This is a genomic window from Halobacillus sp. 12SKB, from assembly GCF_052941655.1.
Map to the genome: position 1 here is coordinate 3,012,222 of NZ_JBRFWR010000001.1, position 16,544 is coordinate 3,028,765.

The window sequence follows — 16,544 nt, forward strand, 5'->3', positions numbered from 1 at the left end:
ACGCACGAGGAGGTCAATTGTTCATGAATGATTTTCAGAAGAATATTTTTGATCATCTGAAGAAAAAGGCAAACATCGACCCGGAAGATGTTTTTAAAGTGGCGAACTCTGTACAGAATGCTGATTTCAGTGATGAAAAGACGGTCAGACGTCTTGTTCGCCAGCTCGCTAAGGTTGCTAATAAGAACGTTTCAAAATCTAAGGAAGATAAAATCGTTGAAGCAATCACGAAACAAAACATGCCTTTGGATATGAATACTTTAGGTAAGTTCTTAAAATGATTACGAACCAATAGGCGCCTGAGGAGGCGGTCCTTCATTCGTATGCATAAGATATTACGCAGCAATCATTACACATGAGCTGGTCAGGGAATTGTTTAGTCAACCGGAGCAAACCATTTGCTCCGGGTTTTTTTATGCTTTTTTCATTTGAAAGGATCAGTAAACCGAAATATTTATTTCATGTAAGCTTTCTTTAGTTGAATACTCAGTTTCGAAATGTTTATGTGATTCTAGGGTCTCCGGGAAAAGGTTCGCTTTCCATGGGGCGGCCGGTGAGCCTCCTCAGGCTACGCCTTCCGGGGTCTCACCTGTCCCACTCGTCCCATAGAAGTCTCACCGTTCCCCACAGCCCCCATCCACTCAACAAGAGTCTCGAAACTGAGTCTTCAACAATCATGCCATATTCATTAAGAACACTTCATCGACAAAATATTGAACAGAGACATTCAAAAAAAGGTTGTAAGAAAGGCTATAAAAGACTGATAGACTCTGTTTTCTCATCTGTCCGTTTATAGCGACTTGTGGTATAATACCATCAGCAAAGTGTGCTTTTAAGGAGGAAGAGCTGTGTCAGAATCAATGCTCAAAATGTACATATCCTTCGCAGGGATTATTTCATTGTTCCTGGCTGTTGGTTTAATTTACGTAAGCAGGTATAAATTAAAGGGCTTTCTATCAGTAACGATCGCTGTATTCGCTTATTTGTTCATGATTTTCGGAGGAATTATAATTTTTTACATCGTCCTGAGCGGACCGACGGCCTAACAGGAGGGAGACACCACATGAAACGCGTTTTATTCATATTATTGCCCTTGATGGCATTTCTGCTTTCCGGATGTCTATATCCGCAGAACGAGTTGGCGAAGAACCAGGTGCCGAATGACCAGCAGCTTGAGATGGTTCAAAATGCTGTCGACACCTATCAGGAGAAGAAAAATGGTCTCCTGCCTATCAAAACAAAAGATCAGGACACGCCGATCTTTCAAAAGTATCCCATTGAATTCAGTAAGTTGAAAGAAATGAATCTACTCACTGATTTACCAGGTACGTCCTTTGAAAACGGCGGTCATTATCAATATGTCATCATCCATCCAGAAACAGATCCGACTGTAAAAGTACTGGACCTTCGAACCACGGAGGAGGTACGTTCTCTACAGGTGAAGGTGAAGTTCTACAGAGATAATAACAAATATCCGCCTTTTGGGGATTTTGTAGCTCCTGGGGTGTATGAACTGGATCATGAGAAAATTGGAATGGACGAGCCGCCTATGGTCAACAGCCCCTATTCCGACCAAAAACTTCCCGTTTACCTTGATGAACAGGGGAGAGTGTATATTGATTATCGGAAAGACTTGTACACATATTTAAGAGAAGAAGAGCACAATTACGAGCATGGAGAAGATATCCGTTATTTACTGACAGATCATACTCCAATTGTCCCTGCCTATTCGACCACTTATACAGTAGAAAATGGTGAGCCGGTGTTTTCAAAAGCTCAGCCATCGACATGATTGTTAACCGTTCCTGCATAGAGGGACGGTTTTTTTCATAGATTTTAGTGAGCATAAACTAAACTTGCTTATATCTTACCGATCCAGCGTTTCTCTTCTCCTGTTTATGCGGACCATCTATGATCGTTCGTCCAGTATGGGATTCCGTACTTATAATTTCTTGCATATTTCACTAGGACAACGTCATAGAATTAGATTGTCTAGGCTTGTATGAAGGTGAAATTTTATTTGGGAGGGGATCCTTTGGAAAAGGTTGATATCTTCAGTGATATTTCCAAACGGACAAATGGAGATATTTATTTAGGAGTCGTCGGGGCTGTTCGTACTGGAAAGTCTACATTCATAAAAAAATTCATGGAGCTCGTAGTTTTACCAAATATGGAGGAAGAATCAGAGCGTGAGCGTGCGTTAGATGAATTGCCTCAAAGCGCGGCTGGAAAGACGATTATGACAACAGAACCTAAGTTTGTCCCTAATACGGCCGCAAATATCAATATTGATGACCACCTTGACATCCGCGTCCGCATGGTCGACTGTGTCGGTTATGCAGTGAATGGAGCGGTTGGGTATGAAGATGAGCACGGACCAAGAATGATCCATACACCCTGGTATGAAGAGGCGATCCCTTTTCATGAAGCAGCGGAAATTGGTACGCAAAAAGTAATCCAGGAGCATTCGACCATTGGAATCGTTGTAACTACGGACGGTACCATTGGTGAAATCGCTCGAGCCGATTATGTAGAAGCAGAAGAAAAAATTGTAGAAGAGTTAAGGGAAGTCGGAAAACCTTTCATCATGATTGTGAACTCCGCGCAGCCTCATCATCCGAATACGGAGAAATTGAGGGCGAATCTATCTGATAAATATGATATTCCTGTCCTTGCGCTATCCGTAGAAAGCATGAGAGAAAATGATGTTCAAAATGTCCTGCGTGAAGCATTGTTTGAATTCCCTGTGCTGGAAGTCAATGTGAACTTACCGAGCTGGGTGATGGTTCTTGATTCCCGCCACTGGTTGAGGAACAACCTTCAAGCGGCGATTGAAGATACGGTTAAGGATATTAAACGATTACGGGATGTAGATACGGTCGTAGGAAACTTCGATCAATACGAGTACATTACAGGTGCTCATATATCAGGGATGGACCTTGGGGAAGGAATTGCTGAAATCGATCTTCAAGCCCCGGAACATTTGTATGATCATGTTCTGAAAGAAATTGTCGGAGAAGAAATTCGAGGGAAAGACCATTTACTTGAGATCATGCAGGATTTTTCTCATGCGAAGAGAGAGTATGACCAAGTGGCGGATGCCCTGCAGATGGTCAAACAGACAGGTTATGGAATCGCTGCACCGACATTAGAGGATATGACTCTTGATGAACCTGAAATCATCAGACAAGGCTCGAGGTTCGGGGTCAGGTTGAAAGCCGTCGCACCATCGATCCATATGGTTAAAGTGGATGTTCAATCAGAATTTTCACCGATTATAGGAACAGAAAAGCAAAGCGAAGAACTCGTGAGGTATCTCATGCAGGACTTTGAGGAAGATCCGCTTTCCATTTGGAATTCCGATATCTTTGGCAGATCCTTAAGTTCCATCGTTCGTGAAGGTATCCAGGCCAAATTGGCGCTCATGCCGGAAAATGCAAGATACAAACTACAGGAAACACTCGAACGTATCATCAATGAAGGATCTGGTGGTATGATCGCAATCATTTTATAACGGCTCCGTGTGAGCCGTTTTTAATTTTGTTTTTTTGACCAAAGCACATCCGCAGGTTTTCATGGGTTTTTCCTGACACTTGATGGGTGTGATGGAGAAAAAATATGGGTGATATTTTCACATAAGAAAACGGCATGATCCTCTTGGTTTCATTCTCAAAAACACCAGAAATGCTTATTTTTCAGTGTTTTTGAGAAAAAAATTGCGAAGTTTAAAGGATTTTTTAAGGTGGATGTCGTAATTACCTATGTGGAGATCAATAAAGTTGTGAAAACCCCGTCATATCAAGGTTTTAGAGGGTTTGCCACTGGAAGAAGATTATGGCAGGCTACACCTGAAATGAAGCGGAATTCAGCTTGTAAGTCGCGTTGTTACGCGTTTTTAACATGATTGTCTATTGAATTTCGCTTTAAACTCGTTTATTATAAGGCTTGTCATCAAATGATGGCACCTAAATAAACATTTGAAGTGGATAAAACCACTTGAATGAGTTAAACCTTCTTGGGAGGAGGTGAATGGCATGAATAAAACAGATCTTATCAACGCTGTATCTGAAAAAGCTGATCTTTCTAAGAAAGATGCTACACAAGCTGTAGATTCTGTATTCGAATCTATCATGGATTCACTTAAAGACGGTGATAAAGTCCAATTAATTGGATTCGGTAACTTCGAAGTACGTGAACGCGCGGCACGTAAAGGCCGTAACCCACAAACTGGAGAAGAAATCGAAATCTCCGCGAGCAAAGTACCAGCTTTCAAACCTGGTAAAGCCCTTAAAGATGCGGTTAAATAATAGCTACATAGGGCTTCGAAAAAGGGTGCATGTGCACCCTTTTTCTTTTTATTTTTATTAAAAAAACTGCTTTGAGGCCATAATGATGAAAAGGCCGTTTATTCCCAATGTTAAACAAGGTGGATGTTTTGACAAAAGTCCCCTTTGTAAGAGATAGTAATGATACTAGAAGGAGGCGATCCTTATGACTACATCCAACAATGATTTCTTCGTCATAAAAGCCCTGGAAGATGGCGTCAATGTCATCGGTTTGACCCGCGGTACAGACACGCGCTTCCACCACTCCGAGAAGCTTGACAGTGGAGAAGTAATGATCGCTCAGTTTACCGAGCATACTTCTGCAGTGAAAGTCCGTGGTAAAGCGGTCATCCAAACGAGCCACGGGGAAATGACGAACGATGCAGAGTGACCATTCGCTCTGCGAACGTATACATAGTAAACAGTAGATGGTCAAATATGCTATAATAGGAATGGTTTAATAGTGTTCAGGAAGGGACAAGGTGATCAAGTTGAATTCTTCAGATAATGACATCAAACAACTCAAACGAAAAATTGCATCGAAAGTTCGCCACCCTTATTTGGTACGTTTTATCCCTGAGCCAACGATAGATGAAGACAAACTTGTGATCCTTTCTTCAATCATGGATCACACGAATTTGACGAAAGTGAAAAAAGAGCAATATATCATTACAACAATGCTCGTTCAGATTGCTCTTGATACACACGACCTCGTTACTTTATCTGATGAAGATGATGATCGCGACATCGTTCGCAGCCGTCAATTGACGGTTCTTGCCGGCGATTATTACAGTGGCCTATATTATTATCTGCTCTCCCAACTTGACGACATTCCTATGATTCATACGCTTGCGGGTGCAATCAAGGAAATCAACGAATTGAAGATGGAACTATATTATAAAGATGTGGAGTCATTCCAGGAATTTTTAGAAGGTTTGAAAAAGATTGAATCGCTTCTAATTCAAAGGGTTGCTTCGTATGTCCAAAAGACAGCCATTAATGATATGGCGGGTGAATGGTTGTTAGCTAAAAAGTTACTGGAAGAAAAGCGGAGCTATCAGGAAGGGAAGTTTTCTCCTCTTATTGATGCGCTCATCAAACGTCCGGCATTGCTTGGGAACAGTGGCCAAGTACTGGTTAACATTGAACAAATGCTGCAAAATCACATGCACCGTTTGGAAGCAACAATCACCCAGCTTCCCGTCCATTTCAACTGGCTGAAATCTTACATGCACGCGGCCATTCATCATCAATTCAACCATAGACAGATAGCGGAAGAAGGGTGAACATGGAACCACAATCAAAAGAAGAACGAGTACATCACGTATTCGAAAAAATTTATGAACGATATGACAGTATGAATTCAATCATTTCCTTTCAGCAACACCGGTTATGGCGTAAAGATGTCATGAAACGAATGAATGTGAAAAAGGGTGACCATGCACTTGATGTCTGCTGTGGTACAGGTGATTGGACGATGGCATTAGCGAATGAGGTCGGTACAGAGGGAAAAGTCATTGGCCTTGACTTCAGTGAAAACATGTTATCTGTCGGAATAAAGAAAAAACTTGCAGGCAGAGTCAAACAAGTCGAATTTCAACATGGAAATGCTATGAGCTTGCCCTATGAAGATCACCAGTTCGATTTTGTCACGATTGGCTTCGGGTTACGAAATGTACCAGATTATCGACAAGTATTAAAGGAAATGTTTCGTGTTGTAAAACCTGGAGGCAAAGTGGTCTGTTTGGAAACATCACAACCGACCAATCCAGTCTTCAAAGAAATTTATTATTTCTATTTCGGTAAGATCATGCCCGTATTCGGAAAACTCTTTGCCAAAAGTTATCAGGAATACAGCTGGCTTCATGAATCAGCCAAAGACTTCCCTGGAAAGAAAGAACTGAAAGCGATGTTTCAAGAAGTCGGATTCACAAATGTAACAGTAAAATCCTATACGGGCGGCGTTGCAGCCATGCATATGGGGGAAAAGCAATAACTAAGGATGAAATGCCATGAAACTAGCAATGATTTACTCTTTTCTTAAAAATGATTTAGCGGTAATCGAAGAGGCTGTAAACGACACGATCCAATCTGATAACCCAGTACTCAGAGAAGCGTCCAGCCAATTGTTACAAGCAGGAGGGAAACGCATCCGTCCTGTCTTTGTCTTGCTAGGCGGTAAATTCGGGGATTATGATATCGAGCGAATGAAAGCAGTCGCTGTATCTTTGGAGCTTATACATACCGCATCCCTTGTCCATGATGATGTCATTGATGAAGCTGAGCTGAGGCGAGGAGAACCAACGATCAAATCACGTTGGGATAATCGGATAGCTATGTACACAGGAGACTATATCTTTGCGAGGTCACTCGAGAATTTATCTGTTCTTGAAAACCCACGTGCTCATCAAATTCTTGCCGGTACGATGGTCGAATTATGTTTAGGGGAGATTGAACAGATTCGAGATAAATATAACATTGAGCAGAACCTTCGCACGTACCTCAGAAGGATTAAAAGGAAAACGGCCTTGCTCATTGCTGCCAGCTGTAGGCTTGGTGCCATAGCTGCCAATGCAGATCCTGCTCATGAGCGTGCGCTGTATCAGTATGGGTACTATGTCGGAATGTCCTATCAAATTATCGACGATGTTCTGGATTTTACAGCATCTGAAAAAGAATTAGGGAAACCTGCTGGCAGTGATCTTCTCCAAGGGAATATTACTCTACCCGTACTAATTTCAATGGAGAATCCTGAGTTCAAAAGGGAATTGGAACTAGTTTTTCAACAGAAAGAGGATTTGACCAGGGAACAACTTGAACCGTTGATTGAGAGAGTCCAGTCCAATGGTTCGATTGAACGATCACTGGAACTGAGTGACCGCTATTTGAAAAAAGCTTATCAAGCCTTGAACAAATTACCGGCGAACCGTGCGAAACAGACACTCAAAGGGATTGCGAAGTATATTGGTAAAAGAAGGGCATAAATCTATTGCCTTTCTTGCCTTTGTTTGATAGACTTTTTTATGGCACTTATTAAAAGCGCTTTCACACTATACATAAGATGAGGTGTTTGTCATGGAAAAGACTTTTTTGATGGTTAAGCCAGATGGTGTACAACGCAATTTGATCGGTGACATTACAGCAAGATTTGAACGCAAAGGGTTTAAACTGGCAGGGGCCAAATTGATGGCTATTCCTACAGAACTTGCAGAAGAGCATTATGGTGAACATAAGGAAAAACCATTCTTCGGTGAGCTCGTAGACTTCATCACATCAGGTCCTGTCTTCGCAATGGTTTGGGAAGGCGAAGATGTAATTGCAACTGCACGTACAATGATGGGAGCTACAAAACCTGCTGAAGCTGCTCCGGGAACCATCCGTGGTGATTACGGTGTAACAGTAGGGAAAAACGTCATCCATGGCTCTGATTCGAAAGAAAGTGCTGAAAGAGAAATCGGTTTGTTCTTCGATGAAAAAGAACTCGTCGATTACGAAAAAGATTCACTCAACTGGATCTACTAAAGAAAAAGCCACCTTCCAAAGGTGGCTTTTTTATTTCATATTTATTAAAAATTGATAAATACAATTTGTCAGGATTATAGAAGACTCGATCTTGAGATGTGTTGGGGTTCATTGCCATGTAGGGCATCAGCGGTGGCTGGGAAGCTGCTCGTCTAGATCTATCGCCCAGACACTCTCTTCAAAAGCAGAACAGCAAAGGAATGAAAGGGCACCTTCTGATGCTGTTCTGCTTATCCCAGTCGTGTCTATCAGGGCGATTCCGCATTTGAACACTTTCCTGCGGGGATGACGGAGAGCCTCCTCGAGCTAAAGCTCTGCGGTGTCTCTCCAGCCCATTCATTTCTGCGGAGTCTCGCAGCTTCTCAACCACCCCATTCCATGAAGGTGAGAAACGATCCTCCTTTTAATGTGAGAGGGTGCTTGCCACTATCCTAGTGTTCTAATCATAAAGCACTCTATAACAAGATTTTTGCATACAGGAAGAGCGTCCTTAGGAGTTCATTCCAACCGGAAGAGGTTTCGAGATACTTGTATGGCAAAGGAGCCCAGCGCCAGCCCCATGGAAAGCGAACCTTTTCCCGTAGCCCCTAAAATCCTACAAACCTCTCGATATGGAGTCTTCTGCAATCGTGAGCTTTTGTTGGGTCGTTGGGATTGCTCGTTTACAACATGATGAAGCTGGAGTACGCTTAAATGGAATAAGCAGAGGGAGTTTTGGGGATGAGTCAGGATTACATACAATTCATAGAAAAAGTCCATCGTAAGACAGGGATCGATTTATCACAGTACAAGGAAGCTCAAATGAAGCGGCGGCTGACTTCATTGAGGGATAAGCGGGGCCATCGTGATTTCAAGAGCTATTATGAAACCTTGGAAAACAATGCATTGTTGTTGGATGAATTATTAGATCGTATGACAATCAATGTTTCTGAATTTTATCGGAACAGGAAAAGGTTTGAAGTACTAGAACAAAAAGTCATTCCGTATTTGCTACAAAAAAAGAAGAAGTTACGGATATGGAGTGCTGCATGCTCCACGGGCGAGGAACCGTACACATTGGCTATGATATTGAATCGATATATGTCTCTTCAACAAGTAGAGATTCTGGCGACAGATCTTGATGGTAATGCCTTAGAGAAGGCCGAACAAGCCTTGTACCATGAAAGATCATTGAAGGAAGTATCACCTGAGATACTTAGAAAATACTTTAGAAAAGAAGGAAGCTCTTATCGAGTCGTTGATGAGATAAGAAAAAGTGTCAACTTTAAAAAGCATAATCTTTTAGCTGATCGTTACCAAAAGGATTTTGATCTTATCGTCTGTCGTAATGTAATGATTTATTTTACGGAAGAAGCGAAGAAGACCATCTACAAAAACTTCAGCCATTCTCTTGTAGAAGGTGGGATCTTTTTTGTCGGAAGCACGGAGCAGATTTTTTCTCCACAAACCCATGGATTTGAAGTTTATGACACGTTTTTTTATAAAAAATGGCAAAAATAAGCGTCCGGAAACGCTTTCTAATCTCATTTTATAAAAATTCCGATATTTTGACGACACAAATTTACATCCATATGATATAGTAGTATCTAAAATTTAGAACACCCCCTACATGGGGATGAATACATAGGAGGTACGTTTATGCGCTACTTGACCGCTGGTGAATCACATGGAAAGCAATTGACAACGATTATCGAAGGAATCCCCTCTCATCTTCCTTTACTGAGGGAACAAATAAATGAATCATTGATCAGACGCCAAGGCGGATATGGGCGTGGGAAGCGTATGCAAATTGAAAAGGATTTAGTAGAAATAACAAGTGGAGTTCGTCATGGATACACCCTTGGCTCTCCAATCACTCTCGTTGTAAATAACGATGACTTTAAACACTGGACAGATATTATGGGAGAGGACCCTCTGCCTGAGGATACGCAAAAGATTCGTCGAACTGTGACGAAGCCTCGCCCAGGTCATGCAGATTTAAATGGTGGAATGAAATACGGCCACCGAGATATGAGGAACGTACTTGAACGATCTTCAGCAAGGGAGACGGCTGCACGTGTCGGGGCAGGTGCTGTTGCCAAGGTGCTTTTGAAAGAACTCGGCATTGAAGTGACAGGCTATGTGCGTGAAATCGCAGGCATTGTGTCAGAGGTTGATGAAAACCTAACGTTACAACAACGAAGAGAAATTTCAGAAGCTTCTCCTGTGCGTACTTTTGACGAAGAAGCGGCAGAAAAAATGATGAATGCGATTGATAAAGCGAAGAAAGAAGGAGACTCGATTGGTGGGGTTACTGAGGTGTATGTAGAAGGAATGCCACCTGGAATCGGTTCTTATGTCCAATATGATCGCAAGCTGGATGCGAAAATTGCAGGCTCTGTAATGAGTATTAATGCCTATAAAGGTGTTGAATTCGGGATCGGTTTTGAAGCTGCTCGTAGAAACGGTAGCGAGGTTCATGATGAGATCTTATGGAACGAGCAACGAGGATATTACCGTCGTACCAATCGCCTTGGTGGATTTGAAGGTGGAATGACGACGGGAATGCCGATTGTGGTAAAAGGGGTCATGAAGCCAATCCCTACCTTGTACAAACCGTTACAGAGTGTGGATATCGAAACGAAAGAACCGTTTAACGCAAGTATTGAACGCTCTGATTCTTGTGCAGTTCCGGCTGCTTCTGTTGTGATGGAGCATATCGTTGCTTTTGAATTGGCTGAAGCCATTACAGATGAATTCCCAGCCGACTATTTCCCACGTCTGAAACGTGCTGTTGACGATTACCGCAAGGAAGTGCGTGAATTTTAATGGCTTCGGTTACGGTCAGATCAAGCAGTCATGACTATGAAGTTTTGATTGGAAAAGGTCTACGTCATGGTTTGGATGAGTTTATTTCAACCAATTATACTTCTATATTAGTCATTACAGACAGCACGGTTAAGGATTATTACTTGCAGGATGTGAAAAAAAGCTTACCAGAAACAGTTCCTGTATTCACGGCAGTGGTTCCTGCAGGAGAGTCTTCGAAAAGCATGGAAAGGTATGAAGAGCTCCTTGACATTTGTGTAGACGTCAAATTAGATCGCAAATCTCTCATCGTCGCCTTGGGTGGCGGGATGATCGGGGATTTGGCAGGGTTTGTAGCATCGACCTATTTACGCGGGATCGATTATATTCAGATGCCAACTACAATCTTAGCTCATGACAGCAGTGTGGGTGGTAAAGTGGCCATCAATCATCCTAAAGGAAAGAATCTAATTGGTTCGTTTTATCATCCCGTGCAAGTCATCTATGACATGGAAACGATTGAAACCTTGCCGGAGAGTGAACTACGCTCCGGATATGGGGAAGTAATCAAACATGCTTTTCTCAGTGACGAAGAATGGGCGCACCGCCTGTTAAAAGGGTCGCTCTCCAAAAGTTCTGGTGACAGTTTAGAGAGTGATTTAATGAAAGGGATTCAAGTGAAGGCTTCGATTGTAGAGAAGGATGAAAGAGAAGCTGGAATTAGGAAATACCTGAATTTAGGTCACACCCTTGCTCATGCGATTGAAGCGGAGCTGGGTTACGGGGAAATCACTCACGGAGAAGCTGTCGCTGTCGGCCTTTTGTTTATGATGAAGTTGAGTAACGATCTTAAAGGTGCGCAGCTTCCTGTACAAGCCTATAAGGAATGGTTGGATAGAAATAATTATCCTATTTCCGTTTTATCGAAAATCCGTCCCGATCGAATGGTGGAAAAGATGATGTTGGATAAGAAAACCCTTCGGCGGAAAATCAATTTTGTCCTCCTTCATAAACTGAGTGATCCGTATGTTGTGGAAGTCGAGGAAGAGCAACTACTAGAACAGATGTCTCTTTTAATAAACGAGGTGAGTGGAGAATGATGATTCGAGGTGTTAGGGGAGCCACAACGGTTGAAAAAAATGAACATGATGAAATTGTAGAACAATCCTACCAGCTGCTCCGAGATGTCATAGCTTCCAATCATATAGAAGCAGCGGATGTCGTGTCTGTCTATTTTACAGTGACGGAGGACCTGGATGATGCCTTTCCTGCAAAGTCCCTGAGAAAAATAGATGGATGGACATATGTACCCGTCATGTGCATGCGGGAAATTCCGGTGCCTGGTAGTCTAGAGAAGTGTATCAGGGTCATGGTGACCGTCCAGACGGGAATCGCCCAAAAAGATATCCAGCATATCTATCATAATCATGCAAAACAACTGAGGCCAGATTTAAAGAGTTGAGAGGAGTATCCCAATGAAAGCCAAAGACATTCTAAAAAATATGAAACCATACAAGCCTGGGAAAGGTATTGAGGAAGTAAAGAAGGAATTCGGTTTGGATCGGATTGTGAAACTTGCCTCTAATGAGAATCCATTCGGTTTTTCCCCTGTGGTGGAGAAAGAATTGCCGAAACTGATTTCGAATTTAGAAATCTATCCTGATGGATATGGCGCGGAAATTAGAAAGAAAGTCGCCCGATTCATCGGTGTGGAAGAAAACCAATTAATTTTCGGTAATGGGTCAGACGAAGTGGTTCAAATCATTTGCCGCACGTTCCTCGAGCCAGGTGCCAATACAGTCATGGCGACACCGACGTTTCCGCAGTACCGTCACAATGCTTTGATTGAAGGTGCAGAGGTCAGAGAAGTTCCTCTGATCGATGGTCACCATGACTTGGAAGGCATGCTTCAAAATATCGATGAACAAACGCGTGTCCTATGGATTTGCACTCCGAATAATCCGACAGGTGTCCATATCGATCAAGCCACACTACAGTCGGTTCTGGAACAAACTCCTGATCACGTTCTTGTTGTTATTGATGAAGCGTATTACGAATATTTGGAAGCAGATGATGCCTTTGATTCAATAGAAGCATTGAATCATTATCCTAACCTGATGGTACTCCGTACTTTCTCTAAAGCTTACGGTTTAGCAGGTTTACGAATTGGATATGGTGTCGGCCATCCAGAGGTCATTCAAATTCTTGAACCATCCCGTGAGCCCTTCAACACTTCAACGGTTGCCCAAGCGGCTGCTCTCTTAGCCTTGGATGACCAGAAGTTCATTGAGGAAACAGTTCAAGAAAACCAGAAAAACAAAAAAGCTCTCATGCAATTCTGTGATGATCATGGGTTGAAATATTTTGATACCCAGGCCAATTTCCTTTTGATTCATTTGCCTTGCAGTGGTGATGAAATGTTTGAATACTTGTTAACCAAAGGGTTTATCGTTCGCTCAGGGGAAGCGTTAGGTTTACCGAATACCATCCGATTGACCATTGGGAAGAAAGAAGACATGCAGGAGATCCAGGAAGCGATGAAGCAAAAGCTTGCTTCTGTCCGTGCACAATGAAGCAGAACATACTCATCGTTGGTTTAGGACTCATCGGTGGTTCCATAGCTATGAACGTCTCTAAGAAAGAGGATGTATTTATCGTTGGAATGGACGGGGATGACGAAACCCTCAACATGGCTTTGAAGCAAGGCGTCATCGATCAGGCTTCTTTTAACTTTGAAGAATCTGCTCAGGAAGCAGATATCTGCATTTTAGCCACGCCTATTTCCATTACCATCGACTACATTCATAAACTAGAGTCTATGGAGTTGAAAAAACCGTTGCTAGTGACAGATGTCTCGTCTGTGAAAAACCAAGTCCTTGAAGCGGCGAACAGACTTTCACACCCTCTTCTCTCCTTCGTAGGGGGACACCCGATGGCAGGTTCGCATAAACATGGCTATACAGCTGCCAAACCCCACCTGTTCGAGAATGCGATTTATGTGTTGACTCCCTCCGTTCATGCAGATGAAAAGGAAGCGGAAGTGATTAAGGAGTTGTTATCAGAAACGAAGGCTCGTTTCGTTACCTTTACAACTCAAGAACATGATGAGATGACCGCGGTCATCTCTCATTTTCCTCATCTGATCGCTTCATCTCTCGTCCATCAAGCAAAAGAGTGGGAAGTTACACACCCATATATTAAACAGATGGCGGCCGGGGGATTCAAAGACATTACAAGAATCGCCTCTAGTAATCCGAAATTGTGGCAGGATATTTTCTTTCAAAATAAAAAACTCCTCATTTCCATGCTCGATGACTGGATTGGGGAAATGGAGAGGATAAGAACCTACCTTTCCGAAGGGGAGAAAGAGAAGACTTACAAGTATTTGTCCGATGCTAAATTGTACAGAGATGGTCTTCCAATGAAAGACAAAGGAGCGATCCCTTCTTTCTATGACATCTATGTGGATATTCATGACCAGCCAGGTGCGATCCGTGATGTGATTGGAATCTTAGCTGAAGAAGCGATCAGCATTAAAAATATCCAAATCCTCGAAATCCGAGAAGGGATCACCGGGGTACTTAGAATCAGCTTTGCTACAAGTGAAGAACAATGGAAGAGTAAAGAAATATTAGATCATTATCAATATGAAGTGATGATCCAGCAGTAGAGGAGGATTCCTATGTCTAGCATTGAGTTGAAACCTACAGATAAACAACTAAAAGGGGACTTATCTGTACCTGGAGATAAATCCATCTCCCACCGATCCGTCATCTTCTCGGCATTAGCGGAAGGAACTTCTGTCATTACGAATTTTCTTACCGGTGAAGATTGCTTGAGAACCGTCGAAGCTTTCCGCCTCATGGGGGTAGATATCGAGCAAGAAGGGGATAAGATTACGGTTCATGGAAAAGGGATTTCCCACCTAAGCGAACCTTCCCAACCAATCAATTTTGGAAATTCAGGGACAACCGCCCGGTTAATGAGCGGGGTGCTTGCAGGGCTTCCTTTATTTACGACAGCATTCGGAGACGAGTCATTGTCCAAGCGTCCCATGGACCGGGTCATCCAACCGCTTCGTGTCATGGGAGCGGACATTCAGGGGCGTGAAAATGATTCCTTGCTGCCACTTGCCTTCAGAGGTAAAAAGCTTACAGGGACACGTCACGAATTGACAGTGAAAAGTGCTCAAGTGAAGTCGGCTTTACTTTTAGCCGGGATGCTTGCAGAGGGTGAAACAGAAGTGATAGAGCTTGGGGAAACCAGAAATCATACGGAAATGCTGCTTCCTGAATTCGGAGTGGATGTAGAAGTAGAAGGCAGATCTATCACAATCCAGGGAGGACAAAAGCCTAGTGCTTCTGATATCAAAGTTCCAGGAGATATCTCTTCGGCAGCCTTCTTCCTAGTCGCCGCTTCAATCGTTCCTGATAGTGAATTAGTGATACGGGATGTCGGGCTTAATCCGACCCGTGATGGAATTGTAAAAGCATTAAAAGAAATGGGAGCGAATATAGAGGTCGAGGTACATACTCATATTGGCAGTGAGCCTGTTGGTGATATCGTTGTCCGTCATGGTCAACTAAAAGGGATGACGTTAGAAGGCGATCTCATACCCAACGTGATTGATGAAATCCCGATCCTTGCCTTGGCAGCAACGCAAGCTGACGGGAAAACAATCATAAAAGATGCGGAGGAACTGCGTTACAAGGAGACAGATCGAATCGAAGCTGTTGTTGAAACGCTCTCTTCATTAGGAGCAGATATCCAAGCCCAGGAAGATGGAATGGTTATCCAGGGAGGCACACCTCTAAAAGGTGGGGCCATCGATTCTTATGGAGATCACCGTATAGGTATGATGGGGGCCATTGCCTCCTTAATTTGTGAAAGTGAAGTCACTGTTAAGAACAAAGAATGTATTAATATTTCTTATCCATCATTTTTCAATGACTTAAATCAAGTCTTGAACTAAATTAACTTCATAGTTTATGTAAAGCTCTCATACGATATAAAAAGCCTACTTGGAGGTTTCGTCGTATGGGAGCTTATTGGTTTCAAGGGTATGTTGAAAATGACAAAGGTCCCTGTTTTAGTGAATGCACAGTTAAGGAAGAGAAGTTCGTCAGAGATCGAACCGGAAAAGAACCCTATACGTTAATGGTAGTGGATGGTTTTCACGTCAGTCCAGGGCATGTGATGATAGACCTTAAGGAACCGCTTGCTTCTTCACCCTCCATGATCGACACAGGAAATCGTTACATAAAAAGAGGGTGTACCTTGTTACTCACACAACACCTAGTGACTAGTTTACGTCACTACCGAAATCAATATGACCAATTTTTGAATCGATGTGAATCACTGCCCCTCGATTATATGGTCATACCTGTTGTGCCGGCAAAGATCCTCCGGCCTGAAATGGTCCGTTTCTTTGCCAGAAAAGGAAGCCCCTTTTTATGTGTGGAAGTGCAGTCCGTAGGTGACCTTACTGAGGTTTGTTGGGAATGGGTAGCTCAGGCGCAGGCTTATAAACGAATGCCGTTGACAATGTTCGTCAAAGATACAGAGAATACGTCGAACAACTATGCAGAATTGTGGTCTTCACTTTGCGAACAGTATGGTATCATAAAGCTATCAGATGTACAGGATGATGAAATACTCTCTCTGAAAAATTTAAAAGACAGCGGGATCTATCCTCACAAAGGCGGAATCGTCCCTGGAGGGCACGCGGATTATAATCTTTATCGCCCTTCAGAAGACCGAACGTTTGAAGAGACGGAGGATTTTAGATATCATGATTCTGTTCCGAATGTAACGGTTATGAATGGACAGGTGAAACAGGTGAACCAGAAGGTCATCAATGAGAAGCCTGGATCCCACATACAAGTGAAGATTCACAAGCATTTTGTTTAA

General features: G+C 42.8%; 18 protein-coding genes. All 18 read left to right on the top strand.

What is annotated here, in order from left to right; translation table 11 throughout:
• The first annotated feature begins 23 nt into the window (after positions 1-23).
• Entirely contained in the window at positions 24-281 is a 258-nt protein-coding gene (locus ACQ4XT_RS15020) for a stage VI sporulation protein F (protein ID WP_089652586.1), read from the top strand.
• Between the two features lie 567 nt (positions 282-848).
• Positions 849-1,046: a DUF2768 domain-containing protein gene (locus ACQ4XT_RS15025; protein WP_446854386.1), complete on the top strand. Its 198-nt coding sequence runs from the start codon at positions 849-851 to the stop codon at positions 1,044-1,046.
• Between the two features lie 17 nt (positions 1,047-1,063).
• Positions 1,064-1,792, top strand: coding sequence for a YphF family lipoprotein (locus ACQ4XT_RS15030; RefSeq protein ID WP_446854387.1), 729 nt, complete (start codon positions 1,064-1,066; stop codon positions 1,790-1,792).
• 243 nt (positions 1,793-2,035) lie between these two features.
• Positions 2,036-3,514 (top strand): stage IV sporulation protein A, encoded by a 1,479-nt coding sequence (gene spoIVA / locus ACQ4XT_RS15035; RefSeq protein WP_446854388.1) that lies wholly within the window; start codon positions 2,036-2,038, stop codon positions 3,512-3,514.
• A 520-nt stretch (positions 3,515-4,034) separates the two neighbouring features.
• Positions 4,035-4,307, top strand: coding sequence for a non-specific DNA-binding protein Hbs (gene hbs, locus ACQ4XT_RS15040; protein WP_008638574.1), 273 nt, complete (start codon positions 4,035-4,037; stop codon positions 4,305-4,307).
• Positions 4,308-4,491: 184 nt separating this feature from the next.
• A complete protein-coding gene (gene mtrB, locus ACQ4XT_RS15045) occupies positions 4,492-4,716 on the top strand; it encodes a trp RNA-binding attenuation protein MtrB (protein ID WP_089652583.1) in 225 nt (74 codons plus the stop codon).
• Between the two features lie 91 nt (positions 4,717-4,807).
• A complete protein-coding gene (locus tag ACQ4XT_RS15050; protein ID WP_446854389.1) occupies positions 4,808-5,611 on the top strand; it encodes a heptaprenyl diphosphate synthase component 1 in 804 nt (267 codons plus the stop codon).
• A 2-nt stretch (positions 5,612-5,613) separates the two neighbouring features.
• Positions 5,614-6,321: a demethylmenaquinone methyltransferase gene (menG, locus tag ACQ4XT_RS15055; RefSeq protein ID WP_446854390.1), complete on the top strand. Its 708-nt coding sequence runs from the start codon at positions 5,614-5,616 to the stop codon at positions 6,319-6,321.
• Between the two features lie 16 nt (positions 6,322-6,337).
• Complete coding sequence (gene hepT, locus ACQ4XT_RS15060) at positions 6,338-7,309, top strand: heptaprenyl diphosphate synthase component II (protein WP_446854391.1); 972 nt, start codon at positions 6,338-6,340, stop codon at positions 7,307-7,309.
• Positions 7,310-7,400: 91 nt separating this feature from the next.
• Positions 7,401-7,847 carry a nucleoside-diphosphate kinase gene (gene ndk / locus ACQ4XT_RS15065; RefSeq protein ID WP_089652579.1) on the top strand — a complete coding sequence of 149 codons (447 nt, stop codon included), beginning with the start codon at positions 7,401-7,403 and terminating at the stop codon, positions 7,845-7,847.
• A 720-nt stretch (positions 7,848-8,567) separates the two neighbouring features.
• The gene (locus ACQ4XT_RS15070) at positions 8,568-9,347 is read left to right on the top strand and encodes a CheR family methyltransferase (protein WP_446854392.1); all 780 of its coding nucleotides are present in this window, start codon (positions 8,568-8,570) and stop codon (positions 9,345-9,347) included.
• 138 nt (positions 9,348-9,485) lie between these two features.
• Entirely contained in the window at positions 9,486-10,655 is a 1,170-nt protein-coding gene (gene aroC / locus ACQ4XT_RS15075; RefSeq protein WP_446854393.1) for a chorismate synthase, read from the top strand.
• A complete protein-coding gene (aroB, locus tag ACQ4XT_RS15080; RefSeq protein ID WP_446854394.1) occupies positions 10,655-11,734 on the top strand; it encodes a 3-dehydroquinate synthase in 1,080 nt (359 codons plus the stop codon). Before aroC ends, aroB begins: the two co-directional genes overlap by 1 nt.
• Positions 11,734-12,096 (top strand): chorismate mutase, encoded by a 363-nt coding sequence (aroH, locus tag ACQ4XT_RS15085; RefSeq protein WP_446855697.1) that lies wholly within the window; start codon positions 11,734-11,736, stop codon positions 12,094-12,096. The genes aroB and aroH overlap by 1 nt, the downstream gene beginning before the upstream one ends.
• A gap of 13 nt (positions 12,097-12,109) precedes the next feature.
• Positions 12,110-13,207: a histidinol-phosphate transaminase gene (hisC, locus tag ACQ4XT_RS15090; protein ID WP_446854395.1), complete on the top strand. Its 1,098-nt coding sequence runs from the start codon at positions 12,110-12,112 to the stop codon at positions 13,205-13,207.
• Positions 13,204-14,304 carry a prephenate dehydrogenase gene (locus tag ACQ4XT_RS15095; protein WP_446854396.1) on the top strand — a complete coding sequence of 367 codons (1,101 nt, stop codon included), beginning with the start codon at positions 13,204-13,206 and terminating at the stop codon, positions 14,302-14,304. Before hisC ends, ACQ4XT_RS15095 begins: the two co-directional genes overlap by 4 nt.
• Before the next feature lie 12 nt (positions 14,305-14,316).
• Entirely contained in the window at positions 14,317-15,606 is a 1,290-nt protein-coding gene (aroA, locus tag ACQ4XT_RS15100; protein WP_446854397.1) for a 3-phosphoshikimate 1-carboxyvinyltransferase, read from the top strand.
• 65 nt (positions 15,607-15,671) lie between these two features.
• On the top strand, positions 15,672-16,544 hold the full coding sequence (locus ACQ4XT_RS15105; protein ID WP_446854398.1) for a hypothetical protein: 873 nt from the start codon (positions 15,672-15,674) through the stop codon (positions 16,542-16,544).